General features: G+C 61.4%; 14 protein-coding genes. 11 read left to right on the top strand and 3 right to left on the bottom strand.

All coding sequences use genetic code 11. The features are described 5' to 3' along the window. Positions 1-216: 216 nt before the first annotated feature. The 5 genes from C481_RS04390 to C481_RS04370 all read left to right on the top strand — a co-directional run bounded on the left by C481_RS04390 (position 217) and on the right by C481_RS04370 (position 7,111). On the top strand, positions 217-1,008 hold the full coding sequence (locus tag C481_RS04390) for an electron transfer flavoprotein subunit beta/FixA family protein (RefSeq protein WP_006107820.1): 792 nt from the start codon (positions 217-219) through the stop codon (positions 1,006-1,008). Then, the gene (locus C481_RS04385; RefSeq protein ID WP_006107819.1) at positions 1,005-1,958 is read left to right on the top strand and encodes an electron transfer flavoprotein subunit alpha/FixB family protein; all 954 of its coding nucleotides are present in this window, start codon (positions 1,005-1,007) and stop codon (positions 1,956-1,958) included. The genes C481_RS04390 and C481_RS04385 overlap by 4 nt, the downstream gene beginning before the upstream one ends. A 326-nt stretch (positions 1,959-2,284) precedes the next feature. Continuing rightward, complete coding sequence (locus C481_RS04380) at positions 2,285-3,559, top strand: ABC transporter substrate-binding protein (RefSeq protein WP_049904431.1); 1,275 nt, start codon at positions 2,285-2,287, stop codon at positions 3,557-3,559. Then, positions 3,559-6,171, top strand: coding sequence for a methyl-accepting chemotaxis protein (locus C481_RS04375; protein ID WP_006107816.1), 2,613 nt, complete (start codon positions 3,559-3,561; stop codon positions 6,169-6,171). Before C481_RS04380 ends, C481_RS04375 begins: the two co-directional genes overlap by 1 nt. Before the next feature lie 97 nt (positions 6,172-6,268). Beyond that, positions 6,269-7,111, top strand: a complete 843-nt coding sequence (locus C481_RS04370) for a polyprenyl synthetase family protein (RefSeq protein WP_006107815.1) — start codon at positions 6,269-6,271, stop codon at positions 7,109-7,111. A 137-nt stretch (positions 7,112-7,248) separates the two neighbouring features. Here C481_RS04370 and C481_RS04365 read toward each other — a convergent pair whose 3' ends face one another. Then, positions 7,249-8,520 (bottom strand): DUF373 family protein, encoded by a 1,272-nt coding sequence (locus tag C481_RS04365; RefSeq protein WP_006107813.1) that lies wholly within the window; start codon positions 8,518-8,520, stop codon positions 7,249-7,251. A 138-nt stretch (positions 8,521-8,658) separates the two neighbouring features. Between C481_RS04365 and C481_RS04360 the strand changes: the two genes are divergently transcribed. Then, on the top strand, positions 8,659-9,654 hold the full coding sequence (locus C481_RS04360) for a radical SAM protein (RefSeq protein WP_006107811.1): 996 nt from the start codon (positions 8,659-8,661) through the stop codon (positions 9,652-9,654). A gap of 303 nt (positions 9,655-9,957) precedes the next feature. Continuing rightward, on the top strand, positions 9,958-10,794 hold the full coding sequence (locus C481_RS04355) for a hypothetical protein (protein ID WP_006107810.1): 837 nt from the start codon (positions 9,958-9,960) through the stop codon (positions 10,792-10,794). Positions 10,795-10,827: 33 nt separating this feature from the next. On the opposite strand, the gene C481_RS04350 is transcribed toward C481_RS04355, so the two are convergent. Further along, positions 10,828-11,925, bottom strand: a complete 1,098-nt coding sequence (locus C481_RS04350) for a helix-turn-helix transcriptional regulator (RefSeq protein ID WP_241434651.1) — start codon at positions 11,923-11,925, stop codon at positions 10,828-10,830. A gap of 607 nt (positions 11,926-12,532) precedes the next feature. On the opposite strand from C481_RS04350, the gene C481_RS04345 reads away from it, so the two are divergent. Further along, positions 12,533-13,780: a DUF7096 domain-containing protein gene (locus tag C481_RS04345; protein ID WP_006107807.1), complete on the top strand. Its 1,248-nt coding sequence runs from the start codon at positions 12,533-12,535 to the stop codon at positions 13,778-13,780. 72 nt (positions 13,781-13,852) lie between these two features. Next, complete coding sequence (locus C481_RS04340; protein WP_006107806.1) at positions 13,853-14,371, top strand: type IV pilin; 519 nt, start codon at positions 13,853-13,855, stop codon at positions 14,369-14,371. A gap of 51 nt (positions 14,372-14,422) precedes the next feature. On the opposite strand, the gene C481_RS04335 is transcribed toward C481_RS04340, so the two are convergent. Continuing rightward, the gene (locus tag C481_RS04335) at positions 14,423-15,046 is read right to left on the bottom strand and encodes a methyltransferase domain-containing protein (protein ID WP_006107805.1); all 624 of its coding nucleotides are present in this window, start codon (positions 15,044-15,046) and stop codon (positions 14,423-14,425) included. A gap of 190 nt (positions 15,047-15,236) precedes the next feature. On the opposite strand from C481_RS04335, the gene ahaH reads away from it, so the two are divergent. Together ahaH and C481_RS04325 are read left to right on the top strand one after the other, a co-directional pair. Further along, on the top strand, positions 15,237-15,569 hold the full coding sequence (gene ahaH / locus C481_RS04330; RefSeq protein WP_006107803.1) for an ATP synthase archaeal subunit H: 333 nt from the start codon (positions 15,237-15,239) through the stop codon (positions 15,567-15,569). Positions 15,570-15,573: 4 nt separating this feature from the next. Beyond that, entirely contained in the window at positions 15,574-17,880 is a 2,307-nt protein-coding gene (locus tag C481_RS04325; protein WP_006107802.1) for a V-type ATP synthase subunit I, read from the top strand.

Here is a 17,880-nt window from a genome sequence, read left to right as displayed (position 1 = left end):
CGGCGTTAAACCGTTTCCGTCTTGTGTGCGCGTGGTGGCCGTCAAGCCGCCGATCCTCGTCGCTCGTGTGTCCGCTGGTCGATGCCGGTCACGCGGATTCGTCTCTCGGCCACGAACGCGGACGGGACGGACCGAGATCGACGTGTCAAGTGAACGCCGACTCCAATACTGTGCGTTTCGAAAACGTTTACGGGGGTGACGTGCGAGTGATAAACGATGAAGATCCTCGTTACGGTCAAGGAAGTTGCGACCGTCGAAGACGAGTTCGAAATCGAGGGAACGGAGATTGCAGATCAGTACCTCGGTGCCGATCTCAACGAGTGGGACGATTACGCCGTCGAAGAGGCCGTGCAGCTCCAGGAAGCTGGCGTCGCCGACGAAGTCGTGACGGTAACCATCGGCCCCGAAGACTGCGAACAGACCATCCGCCAAGCACTCGCCAAGGGTGCAGATCGAGCGGTTCGCGTCTGGGACGATTCCCTCGATGGCGTCGACCTGCTCGATGTCGGTGCCAAGACCGAAATCCTGCGCGCCGTCGTCGAGGAGGAGGACCCCGACCTCGTGCTGACCGGCGTCCAGGCCGGCGACGACAGCTTCGGTGCGACGGGCGTCTCCCTCGCCGCGGACATCGGCTACGAGTGGGGCGCTGTCGTCAACCACCTCGAACACGAGTTCGACGGCGACGCCGCCTCGGTCCGACGCGAACTCGAGGGCGGTGTCGAGGAACTAACCGAGATCGAACTGCCCGCCGTCTTGACGATCCAGACGGGTATCAACGAGCCCCGCTACGCGAGTCTGCGCGGTATTCGCCAGGCTCAGCGCAAGGAACTCGACGTGCAGACGCTCGCCGACCTCGGCGTCGACGAGAGCGCCGTCGAGTCCACCCTCGAACTCACCGATATGTACGAACCCGAGAGCGAGAGCGACGTCACCATCTGGGAGGGCAGCGCCGACGAGACGGCCGCGGAGTTAGGTGAACTGCTCCGCGACAAGGGGGTGGCCCCATGAGCGACGTTCTCGCAGTCACTGACCACCGCCGCGGCGAACTGCGCGACTCCAGCTACGAACTCGTTACCGCGGGTCGCCAACTCGCCGACGAGACCGGCGGCGACCTCCACCTCGCGGTCATCAGCGGCACCGTCGACGAGTTCGCCGAGAAGATAAACCGCGAGGGCGTCGACGCGATCCATACCGTCTCCCACGGCGAGGAGTTCAACCACGACGTCTACACCCAGGCGATCACGCAGCTCTACGACGAACTCGCGCCGCAGTACGTTCTCACGCCCAACAGCGTCAACGGGCTCGACTACGCGCCCGCCGTTGCAAACCGACTCGGACTGCCGGTCGTCACCGACACGGTCGACCTCGCGGCCAACGGCGAGACGCTGACCGCGACCCGCGAGATGTACGGCGGCAAGGTCGAGACGACGAACGAACTCGACGGCGAGGCCGTCGTCACGATCCGCGAGGCGGAGTGGCCCGCTGCGGAAGGAACTGGCGATGCGGCCGTCGAAGCGTTCGACGCCGACATCGACGAGGATGCGGTCGGCTCCACCGTCAACGGCTTCGAGGAAGTCGGCGGCGGCGACGTCGACATCGGCGAGGCGGACGTGCTCGTCTCCGTCGGCCGCGGGATCGAGGAAGAAGAGAATCTCGACATCATCCGCGATCTCGCGGACGCGCTCGACGCGACGGTCTCCTCGTCGCGCCCGATCGTCGACAACGGCTGGCTGCCGAAGAACCGCCAGGTCGGCCAGTCCGGGAAGGTCGTCACGCCCGACGTCTACATCGCGATCGGGATTTCCGGTGCGGTCCAGCACGTCGCTGGCATGAAGGGCTCGGATACGATCGTCGCGATCAACACGGACCCCAACGCGCCGATCATGGACATCGCCGACTACGCGATCCACGACGACCTCTTCGACGTCGTCCCGGCGCTGACCGAGGAATTCCAGTAACGAACTCTCCTCACCGCGGCTTTGTGGCGGTTGCGCGATTGCACGGGAACGAGTACGAGTACGGACACGGTGTCGAGCGAATGCAATTGCGTGAGTGCTGATCCGCCCCCCACTAGTGGGGATAGCTGAGGATTAGAGGTGAGGATTTTTGCAGGAAACCGTCTATAGAACATCGTTTTCGCACTGCTGGTTTCGTCTCTCGGACATTCATGTATATCGTTACCGCTGGACAATGATTAATCACTCGAAGAGAGTGTCAGATATATTTATACAGTTTTCGGTGACTGTACAGCACAATTATAAACCAGTAATCTGATAGCACGGATATGACGTTCCGACCGAAGCGCCGGGAACTCTTGGTGGGGGCCGGTACCGCATCACTTGGTGGGCTTGCCGGATGCCTTTCTGACGTTCCCGTGCTTGGCACGGATGAACAAGCCGACGACAGTGTCGGTGGTACAGACAGAACACTCAAACTCGGGATACTGAGCCCGCTCAGCGGCGGTCTCGAGGGGATCGGTGCAGCGACTCGAGATGCTGCGTTGTTACCGATCGAGCGATTCGAGGACGAAACAGACCTCTCTATAGATTATCAGGTCGGCGACACGGAGACCTCGCCCAGCGCGGGCGTCCAGAGCGCGAACGACCTCGTCAACGCGGGATACCCGATGGTCAACGGACCGCTGGCCTCCGACGTGACGCTGCAGGCGACCCAGCAGGTGCTAATTCCGTACCGGGTCGTCAACTGCTCGGCCGGCGCGACCTCGCCGACGATCACCTCGGTGAACGACGCCGGACTGAGCTTTCGAACCGCGCTATCGGACTCGTTACAGGCCGTCGCGCTCGCCGAACAGGCCGTCGTAGACTTCGGCGCCGAGAGCGCGGCGTCCCTGTACGTCGACAACGACTACGGCTGGCAGCTCACACAGTCGTTCTCGCAGGCGTTCGAATCCGAACAGGATGGCACGGTCACTGCTAAAGTGGCCATTACGGAGGGTGCGGACTCCTACGACGATGCGCTCGATACCGCACTGGCGGACGACCCTGAACTCTTGGTCGTCATCGGCTATCCCGACACCGGGGCGCAGCTGTTCGACGACCTGGCCGACCGCGGTGCGCGCGGCGATGTCGACATCCTCGTCACCGAAGGGATGCAAGAGAGCACGCTCCACGAGCGTACCGAGCACTCGCTCGACGGAATCCGCGGGACGGCACCGCTCGCCAGCGGGCCGGGCTACGACGAGTTCAGCGAGCAGTACGTCGACGCCTACGACGAGGAACCGGAGCTCTTCACGGCGCACTCCTACGACGCGTCGGCGGTCCTGTTGCTCGCGAACGCCTACGCCGGGCAAAACGACGGGACGGCGATTAGAAACGCGATGCGGTCCGTGACGTATACGCCGGGGGAGACGATCACGCCGGCGTCGCTCGGCGAGGGACTCGAACGCGCAGCGCAGGGTGAGAACGTCGCCTACGAGGGCGCCTCGAGTTCGGTCACGTTCGACGAGAACGGCGACGTGATGGGGGCGAACTTCTCGTACTGGGAGTTCGACGAACAGGCAGATGGCGGTATTACGGAACTCGAGCAGGTGAGCGCCTGATGTCGAGACTCGCTACACTGGTGCCGTCGTTCATCAGACGGCGATACCTGTTCAAGTTCGTGATCTCGATCCTGGCGGTCGTGCTCGTGATCGGTGCCATCGGTGCGGTCAGCTACGCCCAGATCGACCAGACGGTACGGGACGATTCGAGCGACCAGCTCCAGTCGACCGCCGAGTTACAGGCTGAAGCGATCGGCGACTGGGTCGCAAACATGAACGTTCAGACGCGGACCGCGTCCGCAACGCCGGCCGTCCAGGACGGCGACGTGCAGGCGATCCAGGGCGCGATCGTCGAAGAACAGGCGCGGATGGGCGTCGACGTGCGGGCGATCCACTACGTCGATACCGGCGAGGGTGAGGTCCTCACGAGTACGGACGCCCAACTTCGCGGCACCGAACTCGACGCCGTCGAGGACCCGTGGTCCGAGACCGACTTCGAAGACGAACTCGCGCTCGACGAGGACGTCTGGAACTCGGAGCAGGCCTACGAATCCGCGGCCCTGAACGATCAGGTGATGGCCTTCGCGAGTCCGGTCCCCGAGCGGGACGACCACGTGATGGTCGTTATCGGAACGCTCGAGTACCGCGTCGACCAGCTTCAGCAGGACGGGGCAGCCGGATCGACGGCGATCGTCGACCAGCGCGGTGATGCCGTGCTCCAGACCGGTTCGAGCGAGTTCACGAATCGGACCGACGAGGACGCGATCGAGGGCGCTCTCGGCGGTCGGTCGAGCCAGATCGAAGACGAGGACGTCGTTCAGGCGTACGTCCCCGTCGGGGACACCGAGTGGGTCGCGGTCACGACCGTCCCGACGGAGCAGGCCTACGGCGTCGCGAGCGACGTCGGCACGAACGTCATCGTGATGGTCCTCGTGAGTCTGGTCGCGCTCGGACTCGTCGGCGTCGTGCTCGGACGGCAGACCGTCGTCCCGCTCACCGAACTTCGCGACCGGGCGGCGGCGATGGAAGGCGGCGATCTCGAGGTCGACCTCGAAACGTCCCGCATCGACGAGATCGGTCGTCTCTACGACGGCTTCGACAGCATGCGCACGTCGCTGCGAGACCAGATTCAGGAGGCCGAATCCGCCCGCGCGGATGCCGAGAAAGCACGCGCCGAGACCGAGGCGATGAACCACCACCTCGAATCGAAGGCCGACGAGTACCGCGACGTGATGGAACTGTGTGCGGAGGGCGATCTCACGCAGCGACTCGATCCCGAAAGCGATAACGAGGCGATGACCGACATCGCCGTCGCGTTCAACGAAATGGTCGACGAACTCGAGGAGACGACGGCACACGTCAAGTCCTTCGCGGACGAGGTGGCCGCAGCGAGCGAGGAAGTCACGGCGAGCGCCGAAGAGGTTCGCTCCGCGTCCGGGCAGGTCAGTCACTCCATTCAGGAGATTTCCGACGGCGCGGACCGACAGAACAAGAACCTGCAGGCGGTCTCCGACGAGATGAGCGGCCTCTCGGCGACAACCGAACAGATCGCCGCCTCGTCGAACCAGGTCGCCGATATCGCCGAGCAGACGGCCGAAACCGGTCGATACGGTCGCGAAGCGGCCCGCGAGGCGATCGAGGGCATGCACGAAATCGAAGCCGAATCGACCGAGACCGTCGAGGCCATCGAGGATCTCACCGCCGAGATGGAACAGATCGACGAACTGATCGAGTTCATCACGGAGGTCGCCCGCGAGACGAACATGCTCGCGCTGAACGCGAACATCGAAGCGTCCCGAAGCGGCAGCGGCGACAAGAAAGGCGAAGGGTTCGCCGTCGTCGCCGCCGAGGTCAAGGAACTGGCCGCCGACACGAAGGAGACGGCCGAGGACATCGAGACGCGTCTCGAACGGATCAACGACCGCACCGAACGGACGGCGACGGAGGTCGAGAAGACGGCGGACAAGATTTCCTCGCACGTCGACGCGGTCGAGAACGCCGCGGAGGCGCTCGACGAGATCGCCGACTACGCACAGGAGACCAACGACGGCGTCCAGGAGATCTCCGCGACGACCGAACAGCAGGCCGCCTCGACCCAGGAGGTCGTCGCCATGGTCTCGACGGCGACCGACATCTCCGAATCGACGGCGACCGAATCCCAGCGCGTCGCCGCCGCTGCGGAGGAACAGACCTCCGCCCTCTCGGAAGTCACGAAAAGCGCCGGCTCGCTCGCCAACCAGGCCTCCCACCTGAACGAGATGCTCGACCGGTTCAACACTGAGTCCGAAGTCGAGTCAGCCGGCGTCTCGCCCGGCGAACTCGTCGACGGCGACTACGAGCCGACGCTCGAGTTCGACGAGACCGATCTCGAAACCGACGCCGGTACCGACGACGCGTCGGCTGAACTCGCGGCGACCGATGCGACCGGTGGCTCGGGCACGATACTGGACGAATCGACGAACGACGAGACAGCCGATACCGAGACGGCAAGTGGGGCGGAACCGGAACCTGAAACTGAATCCGCGTCTGAACCCGATTCCGACTCGAACGACGTTGAAACCGAATCCAGCGACGATGCCGACGCCGAGACGGATACAGACGACGGGACGGCTGCGGACGACGAACCCGTCGATCCGTTTACCTACGACGAAGTCGACGACGGGAGCAACTGACGACTCGAGTCGCGTGAACGGGGCGAACTAAGACACGCACTCACGAACCGTCGACCGAACCGTCACGTACTTTTTCCCACCTTCCCAAACGCTGCCAATGGAACTTCTGGAGCGCAGACGGGCGCTAATCGAGGAACGTCTCCACGACGTGGTCGAGGGTATCGACCCCGAGGCGCTCTCCGAGGAAGTGCGCCACGTCACGCTCTCCGGAGGCAAACGCGTCCGGCCGATGGTTACCATTCTCGCCTGCGAGACCGTCGGCGGCACCGCCGAGGACGCAGTCGAGTTCGGCGTCGGCATCGAACTCGTCCACACCGCCTCCCTCGTCGTCGACGACATTATCGATCGCTCGGAACTGCGCCGCGGCACCGAAAGCGCCTGGGCCGCCTTCGGCTACGGCCCCGCGATCATCACCAGTGACGGCCTCCTCGGCGAGGCCTTCGATCTCTTCGCCGCCGATCCCGACGCGATGCGCGCCGTCACCGATGCTATGGTCGAACTCGGCATCGGTGAGGCAACCGAACTCTCCGCCCAGCCCGCCTCCGAAGCGGAGTACATGACGCTCGCGAGACGAAAGACCGGCGCGCTCTTCCGAGCCGCGGCTGAACTCGGGGCGATCGCCGCCGACTCGGACTCGGAGACGGTTGAGGCGCTTGGCGAGTACGCCGAACGAGTCGGCGTCGCCTTCCAGATCAGAGACGACGTGCTGGACGCAGTTGCCGATGCCGAGGAATTAGGAAAGCCGACCGGCCACGATGCCGCCATGGAGCGCCCGTCGGTCATCCAGGTAACCGACCTCTCGCCCGAGGAGGCGAACGCCCGTGCGCAATCGGAAGCCGACCGAGCGTTAGCGGCCCTGGATCGAGTCGAGGCTGCCGATCCAGAGGCCAGCACGTATCTGCGACAGTTGGCAGAGTTCGTCGTCGAACGGGAGCGGTAGCGGTCGATATGGACCGCGGTGGGGGTGCAACTGTAACGTGTGCCAGGTGTGACGACGGTAGATTATCGAGGGTGTTGTGACGATGGTGGATTATCGAGGGTGTTGTGACGATGGTGGATTATCGAGGGATATCGGGACTATCGAGGGTTGTCTGTCGCATGTCGCTCCTCCGATTCCGCCTCAGTTTCCGACTCCGTATTCGTCACCGATCTTGCGTTCAGGTGTGAGTTTGCGTTTGAACTCGGCTCCGGTCCCGGGCCCGGGCCCGGCCCAAGATCCGAGTCCGACGGGGAGCCCGCACCAGTTTCGGTTCCCCTCTCCGATCCCGCGTTCGAGTCGGAGAATTTCGACTCGGCGACTGCAAAGAGGAGGGTGCTTCCGATACCGAGGAGCGTGCCGGCTGTCAGCGCCGTTGCGAGATACGTAATCGTAACGACACCGAGGAAAAAGGCGCTCACGGCGTGGAGGACGATCGCAATTGAGAGCACGTAGAACGGTGCGTTAAGGTAGCGCCACTCGAAGGTCCCCGCGATGTACTCGTCAGTGATTTGGCCGAGACTCGTCGTAATCCCGGCCGCTGCGAGCCACTGAATCGTCCCGTAGACGAGAGCGGCGACCATGACAGGCGCGCTCACGCGGCCACCGGCCTCACGCTGCACTCGTTCCAAGGTGTTCAGTCCGTTCATCCCGCCGAGAGTGAACAGCGCGGCGGCGACGACGTAAGCGAGCAGCGTCGTCCGACCGGCATACAACGACCGGCGGGCGCGCTCGACTGCCGCGTCGAGTCGTTCACCGAGACCCAACCCGCGCGAGATGAGATAGAGACCGAGGAGTGCCGAGGTCGTTCCAAGCACCAAGCCGGGCATCTCGAGAGCGCTCCCGACCAGTGCGAGCGGGTAGATGAGCAGGAGGATTCCGAGCGGGATCAACACCGTCCCCCGCGTTTCGGGGTCGTCGAGCACCTGCTTGATGGTGTAGTACATCGACTCCAGATTCTGGGCTTGCCTGACCACGACCCGACGGACGCCGTCGATCGGAACTCGCGAGCGGATGATCGGAATCACGGATTCGTCCTGTGCACCGTCGGTGACGACGAGCGTGGTGACATCTTCCGCGGTCGAGAGGCTCGCAAGCACGGTATCGACCTCGTCGCCGACCTCCCGGTTGGCCTTGACATCGCCCTCGTCGTTCCCGGTGACAACGGCGACCTCGACGCTCTCGTCGCGCTCGTCTAAGTCGTCGTAGATGTGCAACCCCTGGAAGATGACGTTGACATCCGAGTCCTCCGGGTCTGCGGTCGCGAGCGCGACGGCCGCCTCTTCGACGGGCTCACGGCCGATAACCGGCGTCGAAAAACCCGTCTTGCGACCGAGGTCATCGTCGAGGTCGACACACAGGACCAGCAGCATCGATCGGATGTTTGTCGGCGCGGTATATGCCTTTTCTGGGCTGACCGAGCGGAACAGAAACCGCCACGCTGTCCCAAACAGGTCACCCGGTCCGATCCGTGCAGTTTTTGAACGCGGCCCGACAAGCCGATATACTGAATGATATCGAAGGGCTGTGAGCAGTGCGCGAAGGGTGGCAAGATGGTGCTGTTCGTCTACGGCTACTGCGACCAGCGCGACTGCTTTTACTGCCCGCTCGGCGAGAACCGCAAGAACGTCACCGACGTCTACGCGAACGAGCGACTCGTCGAGAACGATGAAGACGTCCTCGAGCAAGCCCACCGAATGGACGCGCTCGGAACCTCGATTACGGGCGGAGAACCCCAGGAGGCTCTCGACCGCACCTGTCACTACCTCGAGTTGCTCACGGACGAGTTCGGCGAGGATCATCACACCCACCTCTATACGGGCATTCCCGGCGGCCGCGAGAACATGCGCCGCCTCTCCGAGGCCGGACTCGACGAGATCCGGTTCCATCCGCCGTACGAACAGTGGGGCGACCTCCACGGCACCGAGTGGGAGGACATCCTCTATATCGCCCGTGAAGAAGGACTCACTCCGGCCTTCGAGATCCCCGGTATCCGCGCCGAAACGGAGTTTCTCGACTTTCTCGACGAGGGCGCTGCCGACTTTTGCAACGTCAACGAGTTCGAGATGTCCCAGGGGAACTACCGCCGGATGCAAGAGCAAGGCTTCGAACTCAAGGAGGGCCACATGAGCGCCGTCGACGGCTCCCGGGACGACATCCTCGACGTGATGGGAGACCACGAGCGGGTCTACTTCTGTACCTCGGTGTTCAAAGACGCCGCCCAACACCGCCGCCGACTCAAGCGCATGGCCCGAAACGTCCGCCGCGAGTTCGACGACGTGACCGACGACGGGACGCTGGTCTACGGCAAGACCTACGCCGCACCGGAGCGCTTCGCTGAACTCGGGGTGCCGGAGGAGTTCTACACCGTCAAATCGGAGCACGTCGAGGTCGCCTGGTGGCTGTTAGAGGAGATGATCGAGGAGGGCGACTTAGAAGAGGGTGAAATCGTCGAGCAGTATCCGAGTTACGACGGACAGGTCGTCGAGCGGACGCCGCTGGCCTGACCGCGACCGAGACGACAGCAAGGCGTTGTGCCCTTTTGCGCGCTGTGGGTGATGAAACAGGGAACGGCGACCCAATCGAGCGCCGTCCACTGCAACGCTATGAGCGTATGCGAACAGGAACGGGACCCGGCGAGTAAACGACCACGGGTCGGGTGACCCGTTGCACTCTCGGTATTCTCTTTACTCTGTAGACCCAACAGACTGACCGTTCCACAACGACCAACACTGCAGACCGGTCGGTTCAAGCCGAAACAAGCCCGTCAGCCGACAACCGAGCCAGTCTCGCTTATCCACGTCGTAATAATGGCCCGTCGGCGTGATCGAACGGTTACGATGCAGTTCAGGAAACTCGCTGTCGTCGCGGTTGCACTACTCGTGGTCCTCTCCGGGTGTAGTGCCTTCGGTGGATCACAGCCGGACGCGTCGAACGAGTCGACGGCAGACGACACTGATACAGGCCCAAATGTAGATGGCGGTACAGGTGACAACGGAACCGAGAATCGCGACGACACGACTCACTCGAACGGGACGACGGGTTCGAACGAGACGACGAATACGGAGCCCGACAACAGTAGTGACGACACAACCAGTGATGGGGATGGAACCGCAGATGGCGGAGATGAAACGGCCAACGCGGACTGGTCGCCCCCTCAGGAACCGAACCGGCCACTGGAGGACAAAAGCGAGGATCGGATCGAGAGCGTCGAGTTCGTCGACACGGAGCCCGCAGCGAACGGCGAGGGTTACTCGAACTTCAACCTCGAAGTCGTCGCCAATACCAGCATGGAGAACGTGGACCCACCGGAACACGGCGACGTGATCGGTGAGCCGTACTTCTTCGTCAAGATCAACGAGGGGCCGGGTGAGCGAAAACTCATCGAACGAACCGGCCAGGTCCAGATGACGGACAACGGCACGTACCACATCGACGTTCGACCGGCCGGAATCGAGGAGTTCGCCGACAGGGACCTTTCCCTTGAGGTCTTCTTGATGGACGAGGACAAGGACTGGGACGATATCTACGACGCCGTCGGCACGAGCATTCAGTTCAGTCCGGAGACGGAGGCCGAAACCGGGACTGAGAACGAAACCGAAACCGAGACTGAGACGACAACTGACTCGACGTCGAACGACCAGTAATCCGCCGTAATTGGAGATCGATTCCCGTCCCGATCAGTCGATTTCGGTCGGGTCCACTTCCGGCAACGTAATCAGGTTCTCGCGCCCGATCCGCAACTTCTCGATCTGATCGTCCTCATCCATCTGTGAGAGCAACTGCGAAACCTTGGCGTTCGACCACCCCGTCTCCGAAACGATCGCAGCCTGTTTCATCCGCCCACCGTTCCTGGTGAGCATCCGTTGCACCCGCTCTTCGTCGCTCAACAGCTCCGGATCAATATCCTCGTTTACCCGCTCGCTGAACTCGAACTGCGCCCCCTGGCCTTCCAGCGGCGCATCTGCAGCCAGTTCCCGTTGGGGCTCGGTGTCGCCCCGAACAGCGTTTGAATCGGCTGCGACACCCGGTTCGCCATCAGGATCCTCACCCCGTTCAAACGAAAGTACCGCTTCGAGCGATGAACGAACCTCGTCCCACGTCTCCACGTTCCGGGATGCCACCCAACCCAGGACGGCAATTGCGAGAATACCCAACAACGCAATGACCGCCAGTACCGGTCCATCGGCAATCAGACCCCAAATACCGGTACCTGGCTGGGCACCACGGAGGAAGACAATTTCGAGTTCGTTCTCACTGAACTCGTGGGGACCGTTCCAGGTGAGCTGCGTTGGCGTGTCGAGGCCGTAGTTGTCCGGCGATTCGATGACGAGCCGCTGGCCGTTAGAGAGCGTCGAGATTACGTAATCGTTCGACTCAGTTTCTAGGGCCTCGCCGAAGTGTACTCGGTCACCGTCGACCGTCGCGAAGTTTGTCCACGTGAAGGTATAAGTAATAACACCGACTTCGTCAACGTCGCCGCTAGTACTCGCCGTGGATTCGACGACTTCATCGTATGGTTTCACATCGTGTCCGCCCCACCCGGTATCGGTAATCGACATCTCCCGGTTGGCATTTTCGCCGGCCGCAGATGCCTGTTGGCGTAATTGCTGGATCAGAATCCCGAGGTCGGAATCGGAGTCGGGTTCGGTCGCGGTAATAGACTGTGCGTACTCGGTGAACGCTTCGGTGGTGACCCCGTCGTCGTTTTCCAGCGCGAGTCGGTATTCGATAGTCCAGTGTGCATCACCGTCGTCCGTGACGTTGATGCGGATCACCTGATTCGTCCCCAACTGATCGTCAGCGAATTGCAGTTGCGTCGGCGATTGACGCGCGTATACTGCTTCTCCGCTACTATCGGCCGGCCTAGTAGAGTCGACCGCGGTGGGAGATGACGACTGGTCAAGTATCGGCGTCTGGCTAGTTTCGTGACCGGCTGAACCAGCGCGCGCCGATGGCACCACAACCACCGAACCGAGCGTGGCTGTAGTAAGGAGGGCGATGAGGGCAAGTGTACCGGCGGTGGACAACCGCATATCTATCACCTGGTGGTTTCCCGGGGGAAAAAACGCTTTCCATCGACAAATACACCGTTCTCACGACGTAAAACTGATCTCTTCGTCTGACAGCGGTTCGTAATCTGATGATTTCACGTTGCGAAACGCTTGTCTGAAACGTCTCACCCCGGACTATTGTCCGGCTAAACTGACGTAAAACGTTACGGTCACTGCACGTCCTTCGACTGTTCGGTATGCACTGATACTGCCGTCTGTGCCGGGTGAGGGCCCCTGCCGAACGAATCAGTCGGATTGTTGTGTTGTGTTGAAAACCGGTGATTTCTCGAGTGCGACTCGTTTTTATATCAGGAATTCATAGGGCCACACAATGAACAACGCGGCTCCCGCCCTCCTCGCGTTGCTTCTCGTCTGCTCGTTGCCTGCAATGACGGTCGTCGCAGCATCGCCCGAACGAGATGTGAGTACCGACACCGATAGCAGTGCAACCGACAACTATCTGCTGCAAGAGCAAACGCAAACGACGCCGGTAGAGATCGAGAACACGACGAACCAACTGCCACTCACGGGGGATATCCGAGGATCGTACGCTGAAACCGGAGCAGACCTCGGTGCTGCGCTCGCGAGCAGTAGTATCCAAATGCAGGTCGACTACGAACGATACGCGCTCTTCGAACGCGAGTTCGATCAGGCAACTCCCGAAGAGCGAGCAACGATAATCGAGGACACACACAGTCGGCTTAAAGAACGGATCGATGCGCTCGAACCGCGCGAGCAAGAGATGGTAAAACGTTACGCGGCGGGTGAGATGACCAAAACGGTGTTTTTGCAGCAGCTATCCCGAAACCACCACGAAGCCGTCGCTCTGCAGAACGCGTTAGACGAACTCGAAAATCACCTCGTTCGATACTCGGTGCCCGGTGAACCGCTGTCCCGCCAGCAGTTGCGTGCTGACCGATCAATTCTCGATGCCTATACGACCCCGATCCGTACGGAGATCGACGCGATAAACAAAATGCAGAGTCCGAATGAGCGATACGAGTACCGGATTCAGGCTTCTCAGGACGGCTATCGCCTCTCGGCAATCGACGGGGATTCGTACGTTACCGAGACGATCAGATTTGACAACCGGGATATAGATGGAGTAAACCAATACCAGGCTCTTAATGGAACCAACGGAGTAATTACTGATGTATCCTCTCTGTATCCATGGCCGAACGTTCCCGGCGCTGCGGACTATCACGATCGTAGTCGTGAGAACCTCTACGTGATGGATGCTGCACACGATGGCGTCAGTATCGATGTCTATTTCGATGGCGCAACCGGTGCGGTATACCGTGAGATACAAAGTGTGCCGATTAATTACCTTCCCGCAGTAGAGGTGGAAACCAAATCGTATCCCAACCTCAAGGTTGTCATCAATAAGACTCCCGCAAATGGGCCGATCGAACTGACTGCTATCGATACCGAAACTGGCGACCCGGCGCAAGAGACGATTCTCGTAAACGGTGTTGAGATCGGCACTACCGACGAGAGTGGCACCTTGCAGTATCTCCCTCCGACGGAACAACATTCGATTACGATCAACCGGACCACACGCCAGATTTCATCCGAGTAGCGGTATTTTCAACCGCGGTTACTAGTCGATCGGTGTCACACTTTATATCAGAAACCGAACCCACTACGGGTCGTGTTCACCGCGTTACCGACCGGAGAACGAGCTACCAGAACGCGTCTCAAGAGACACGACATTCGCGCTGTTAGTCCAGTCGTCGGTATCGTCGCACTTCTCGCTGTCACGGTCTGTCTCGTTGCGGTCCTCACTGCCGGCATCGCAACGTGGTCGATCGACTCGCCGGTTCCGACCGCAGCATTCGAGTTACAGGCCGATAGTGATGAGGGAACGATCGCACTCGAACACGAAGCCGGCGAAGATATCGACATCGAGCAACTCTCGCTGACCGTCGCGATCGAGGGCACCGAACTCGCGAACCAGCCGCCGGTTCCGTTCGTCGGAGCCGACGGATTTCGCGGGACGCCGGACGGCCCGTTCAATGCACGATCCGATCCGGTTTGGCAAGTAGGTGAGCAGGCCGGTCTCACCGTCGCTGGAACGAACGCGCCGGCGCTGGACAGCGGTGACACCGTGACCGTAACGCTCGCGTTCGACGGAAAACTTCTAGCAGAACTGGAAACAACGGCGACCTAGGGTCGGTTCGGGTGCGGCGAACACTTCGTCGACATCGAAGTCGAGGTGCGGCTACTTCGGCGCGCGTCCAATCGTCGTAATCGCAGCGTCCGTGTTGTACGACGGTCCGAGGAACGCGTGTTTCACCTCTTCGAAACCGGCTCGTTTGAACATCCGGTCGGCCTCGTACTCGTCGTAAAACAGCATGATCGAATCGGCCAGTCGCTGTGCCAGTACGTTATCAGGATAGTTTGGCCCGACAACCAGCACCTGGCCGCCGGGTTTGAGCACGCGGCGGATTTCTCTGAGCGCGAGGATCGGATTCGGCCAGTACTCGATCGATCCGGAGGACCAGACGACGTCGAACGTGTCGCTCGCGAACGGGAGGCGTTCGGCGTCGCCACGGTGGAAGTGGATCGGGGGTGCGCGTTTCCCAAACTTCGCGTAGGCCTGTTCGAGCTGATGGCTGCTTTGATCGAGCGCATACACTTCCTCGACGTGGTCGAGGAGGCCTTCGGTCGCGAAACCGGTTCCACAGCCGAGGTCGAGTACCGTCATCTCCGAGTCGAACTCGAGTAAGGAAAGCGCGTCCTCACGCATCTCCTCGTTCCAGATGAACGGGTTCACCCGATCGTAGACCGTCGAGAGGTACTTATAGAACAGCCGTGCCCTGGCTTTGTTCTCGAGGATTCCCATTGAGAGTTCGGTTTTCGTCCGACCGGGATATGTCTGCTGTTCCGTCTCGCGGTGTCTGACCAGTGGACCGGCTGGCGTTCGACTAAAGATGATCGTACGTGACACAGAGATCGAATTTCGAGGCCAGTAATCCGAGACGCTTTCGCAACTACCATATACGCGCTGTCGCAAACGTTCCCTTGCTTAGAGTATGCCGAGGCCACAGGTTCTCGAACGAATTACGTCGGCGGAGGAAGAGGCCGACGAGATCGTCGCATTGGCAGAAAACGACCGCGACGAGCGAATCGCCGAGGCCCGGGAACGTGCCGAGGAGATTCGCACGGAAGCGGAACAAGAGGCGCAAGATCTCAAAGAACGCCGCCTGGAGGAGGCGCGCGCCGAGATCGACGCGGAGTGCGAACGCGTCCTCGAAGAGGGCGAACAGGAGCGCGAGGCGCTCGCCGAGCGTGCCCAAGACCGGGTCGACGAAGTAACAGACCACGTCGTCTCCCTGTTCCAGGAGGACGTCCATGCTCAGACCTGAGCGGATGAGCAAGGTCTCGGTGACCGGTGCAAAGGGCATCATGCCCACGGTCATCGAGACGATTCACGAACTGAATCTGGTCCATCTCTCGGACTACGACGGGTCCTGGGAAGGCTTCGACAACGGCAACCCGATCGAGGGTGCCGAGGGAGCCTCCGAGAAACTCGTTACCGTCCGAGCACTCGAGAGCACGCTGGATCTTGCGGACGCAGATACCCCCGCTCCCCAGGGCGCACTCGAGGAAAACTGGGAACAGCGACTCGAGGAAGTGCGCACCCGAGTCAACGAACTCGACGACCAGCGCACTGACGTTCGGGAGGAACTACGCCAGGTCGACGACCGAATCGACCGCGTGGCTCCCTTCGCCGAACTCGGAATCGATCTCGACTTGCTCTCGGGATACGAAGCGGTCGACGTACTCGTCGGCGAGGGTTCCCACGGCGAAATCGAAGCCGAACTCGATGCCGCCGAGGACATCCGCGCCTACGAAACGTTCACCAGCGGCGATGTCATCGCGATCGTCGCTGCACCGACCGACGCTGTCGAGGCAGCCGTCGATGAAGCCAAAACCGAAACTGAAAGCGAAGACGACGGCAACGTTATCGACGATGCCCTCGTCGGTATCGAGTTCACCCGCTACGGCGTTCCAGACACCGACCAGAGTCCGTCGGGCTACGTCGCCGACCTCGAAGAGCGAAAAACCGACCTCGAGTCGCGTCTCACCGAAATCGACGATGAACTCGAGCGTATCGAACACGAGGACGGTCGGTTCCTGCTTCGACTCGAGGAGGAACTCACGATCGAGGTCCAGCGCGCGGAAGCGCCGCTGCAGTTTGCGACCAGCGATCGGGCGTTCATCGCGGAAGGATGGGTGCCATCGGACGAGTTCGATCGGCTCACCACGGCGCTGCGAAACGCCGTCGGCGATAGTCTCGAGATCGAAGAACTTGAGCGTGCGAGCTACGACCGTCACGGTGCACACTCGCACACGGAGGAGATCCAGAAGGGAACGCCGGAGAGCGCCTCGGAGGCGGACGCGCAGGCTGGCGCAGACGCCACCGCCGACGACGAGGCCGCCGACGGCGAGAAACAGACGGCCGTCACGGACGGCGGGTCGGCGGTTACGATGGGCGATGAGCCCCCGACGATCCAGGAGAATCCCTCCGCGGCCAAACCGTTCGAGGTGCTGGTTCAGGCGGTCAACCGCCCGAAGTACAGTGAACTCGATCCGACGATATTCCTGTTCCTGACGTTTCCGGCGTTCTTCGGGTTCATGATCGGGGACGTGGGATACGGGCTCCTGTACGTGGCCATCGGTGCGTACATGGCCACCCAGTTCGACAGCAAGGGAATTACGAGTCTCGGCGGTGTTGCCATCTGGGCGGGGCTGTTCACGATCCTGTTCGGGTTCATCTACGGCGAGATATTCGGATTACACGTGCTCGGCGAGGTAGTCTGGCACGACACGCTGCACGTCGACTTGCTCCCGCTGAACAAGGGACTCGAGCCGGCGGCCGCCGACTTCGCGCTCGGCTGGATGGTCGTGAGCGTGATCGCCGGCATCGTACACCTGAACATCGGGTACATCCTCGACTTCTACGAGAACCTGAACCACGGCTTCAAAGACGCCGTCATGCACAGCGGCTCGTGGATCCTGATGCTTAACGGCATCTGGATCTGGATCTTCTCGGCACAGGGCAGGGGATCGAAACCGGACTTCCTGTTCAACACGTTCGCCAGTGATGGCCCGTTCCCGATCGGGTTCACCGGGTTCCCGGAGTGGGGGCTCGTGACGATTCCGCTGGGAATCATCGACTTCCTGCTTACGGCGCCGCTGCTCGTCTTCCTGATCGGCTTCGTTATGCTCCTCGTCACTGACACCGTCGAGGCGGTCGAGGCGCTCGACGTCATCGTCAACGTGTTCTCGTACACCCGGATGGGCGCAGTGTTGCTCGCGAAGGCCGGTATGGCGTTCGTGGTCAACCTGCTGTTCTTCGGTGCGTACCGGGACCCGGATGGCGCGTTCCACTTCCTGCGGACCCACGAACCAAGTTACGTCGCCGAACACTACGGCGACGGTGCCGAGGTCATCTTCAACGGCCTCATGCACTCGGGGACCGCAGCGCTTGTGGGCGGACTCGTCATTCTCGTCGTCGGGCACCTCGTCGTGCTAGCGCTTGGCGTGACAAGCGCCGGCTTACAGGCTGTACGCCTCGAGTACGTCGAGTTCTTTAACAAGTTTTATGAAGGCGGTGGAGCGAACTACGAACCGTTCGGACACGATCGAAACGACACTGAGGACCACTACTAA

Source organism: Natrialba asiatica DSM 12278 (assembly GCF_000337555.1).
In the GTDB taxonomy this organism is placed as follows: domain Archaea; phylum Halobacteriota; class Halobacteria; order Halobacteriales; family Natrialbaceae; genus Natrialba; species Natrialba asiatica.
Note: the sequence above shows the minus strand (reverse complement) of the source record. Positions and strands in the feature narration are given on the sequence as shown.

Coding starts and splice junctions, on each gene's coding strand:
- C481_RS04390 (WP_006107820.1), top strand. CDS start 217: ATGAAGATCCTCGTTACGGTCAAGGAAGTTGCGACCGTCGAAGACGAG.
- C481_RS04385 (WP_006107819.1), top strand. CDS start 1,005: ATGAGCGACGTTCTCGCAGTCACTGACCACCGCCGCGGCGAACTGCGC.
- C481_RS04380 (WP_049904431.1), top strand. CDS start 2,285: ATGACGTTCCGACCGAAGCGCCGGGAACTCTTGGTGGGGGCCGGTACC.
- C481_RS04375 (WP_006107816.1), top strand. CDS start 3,559: ATGTCGAGACTCGCTACACTGGTGCCGTCGTTCATCAGACGGCGATAC.
- C481_RS04370 (WP_006107815.1), top strand. CDS start 6,269: ATGGAACTTCTGGAGCGCAGACGGGCGCTAATCGAGGAACGTCTCCAC.
- C481_RS04365 (WP_006107813.1), bottom strand. CDS start 8,520: ATGCTGCTGGTCCTGTGTGTCGACCTCGACGATGACCTCGGTCGCAAG.
- C481_RS04360 (WP_006107811.1), top strand. CDS start 8,659: ATGATATCGAAGGGCTGTGAGCAGTGCGCGAAGGGTGGCAAGATGGTG.
- C481_RS04355 (WP_006107810.1), top strand. CDS start 9,958: ATGGCCCGTCGGCGTGATCGAACGGTTACGATGCAGTTCAGGAAACTC.
- C481_RS04345 (WP_006107807.1), top strand. CDS start 12,533: ATGAACAACGCGGCTCCCGCCCTCCTCGCGTTGCTTCTCGTCTGCTCG.
- C481_RS04335 (WP_006107805.1), bottom strand. CDS start 15,046: ATGGGAATCCTCGAGAACAAAGCCAGGGCACGGCTGTTCTATAAGTAC.
- ahaH (WP_006107803.1), top strand. CDS start 15,237: ATGCCGAGGCCACAGGTTCTCGAACGAATTACGTCGGCGGAGGAAGAG.
- C481_RS04325 (WP_006107802.1), top strand. CDS start 15,574: ATGAGCAAGGTCTCGGTGACCGGTGCAAAGGGCATCATGCCCACGGTC.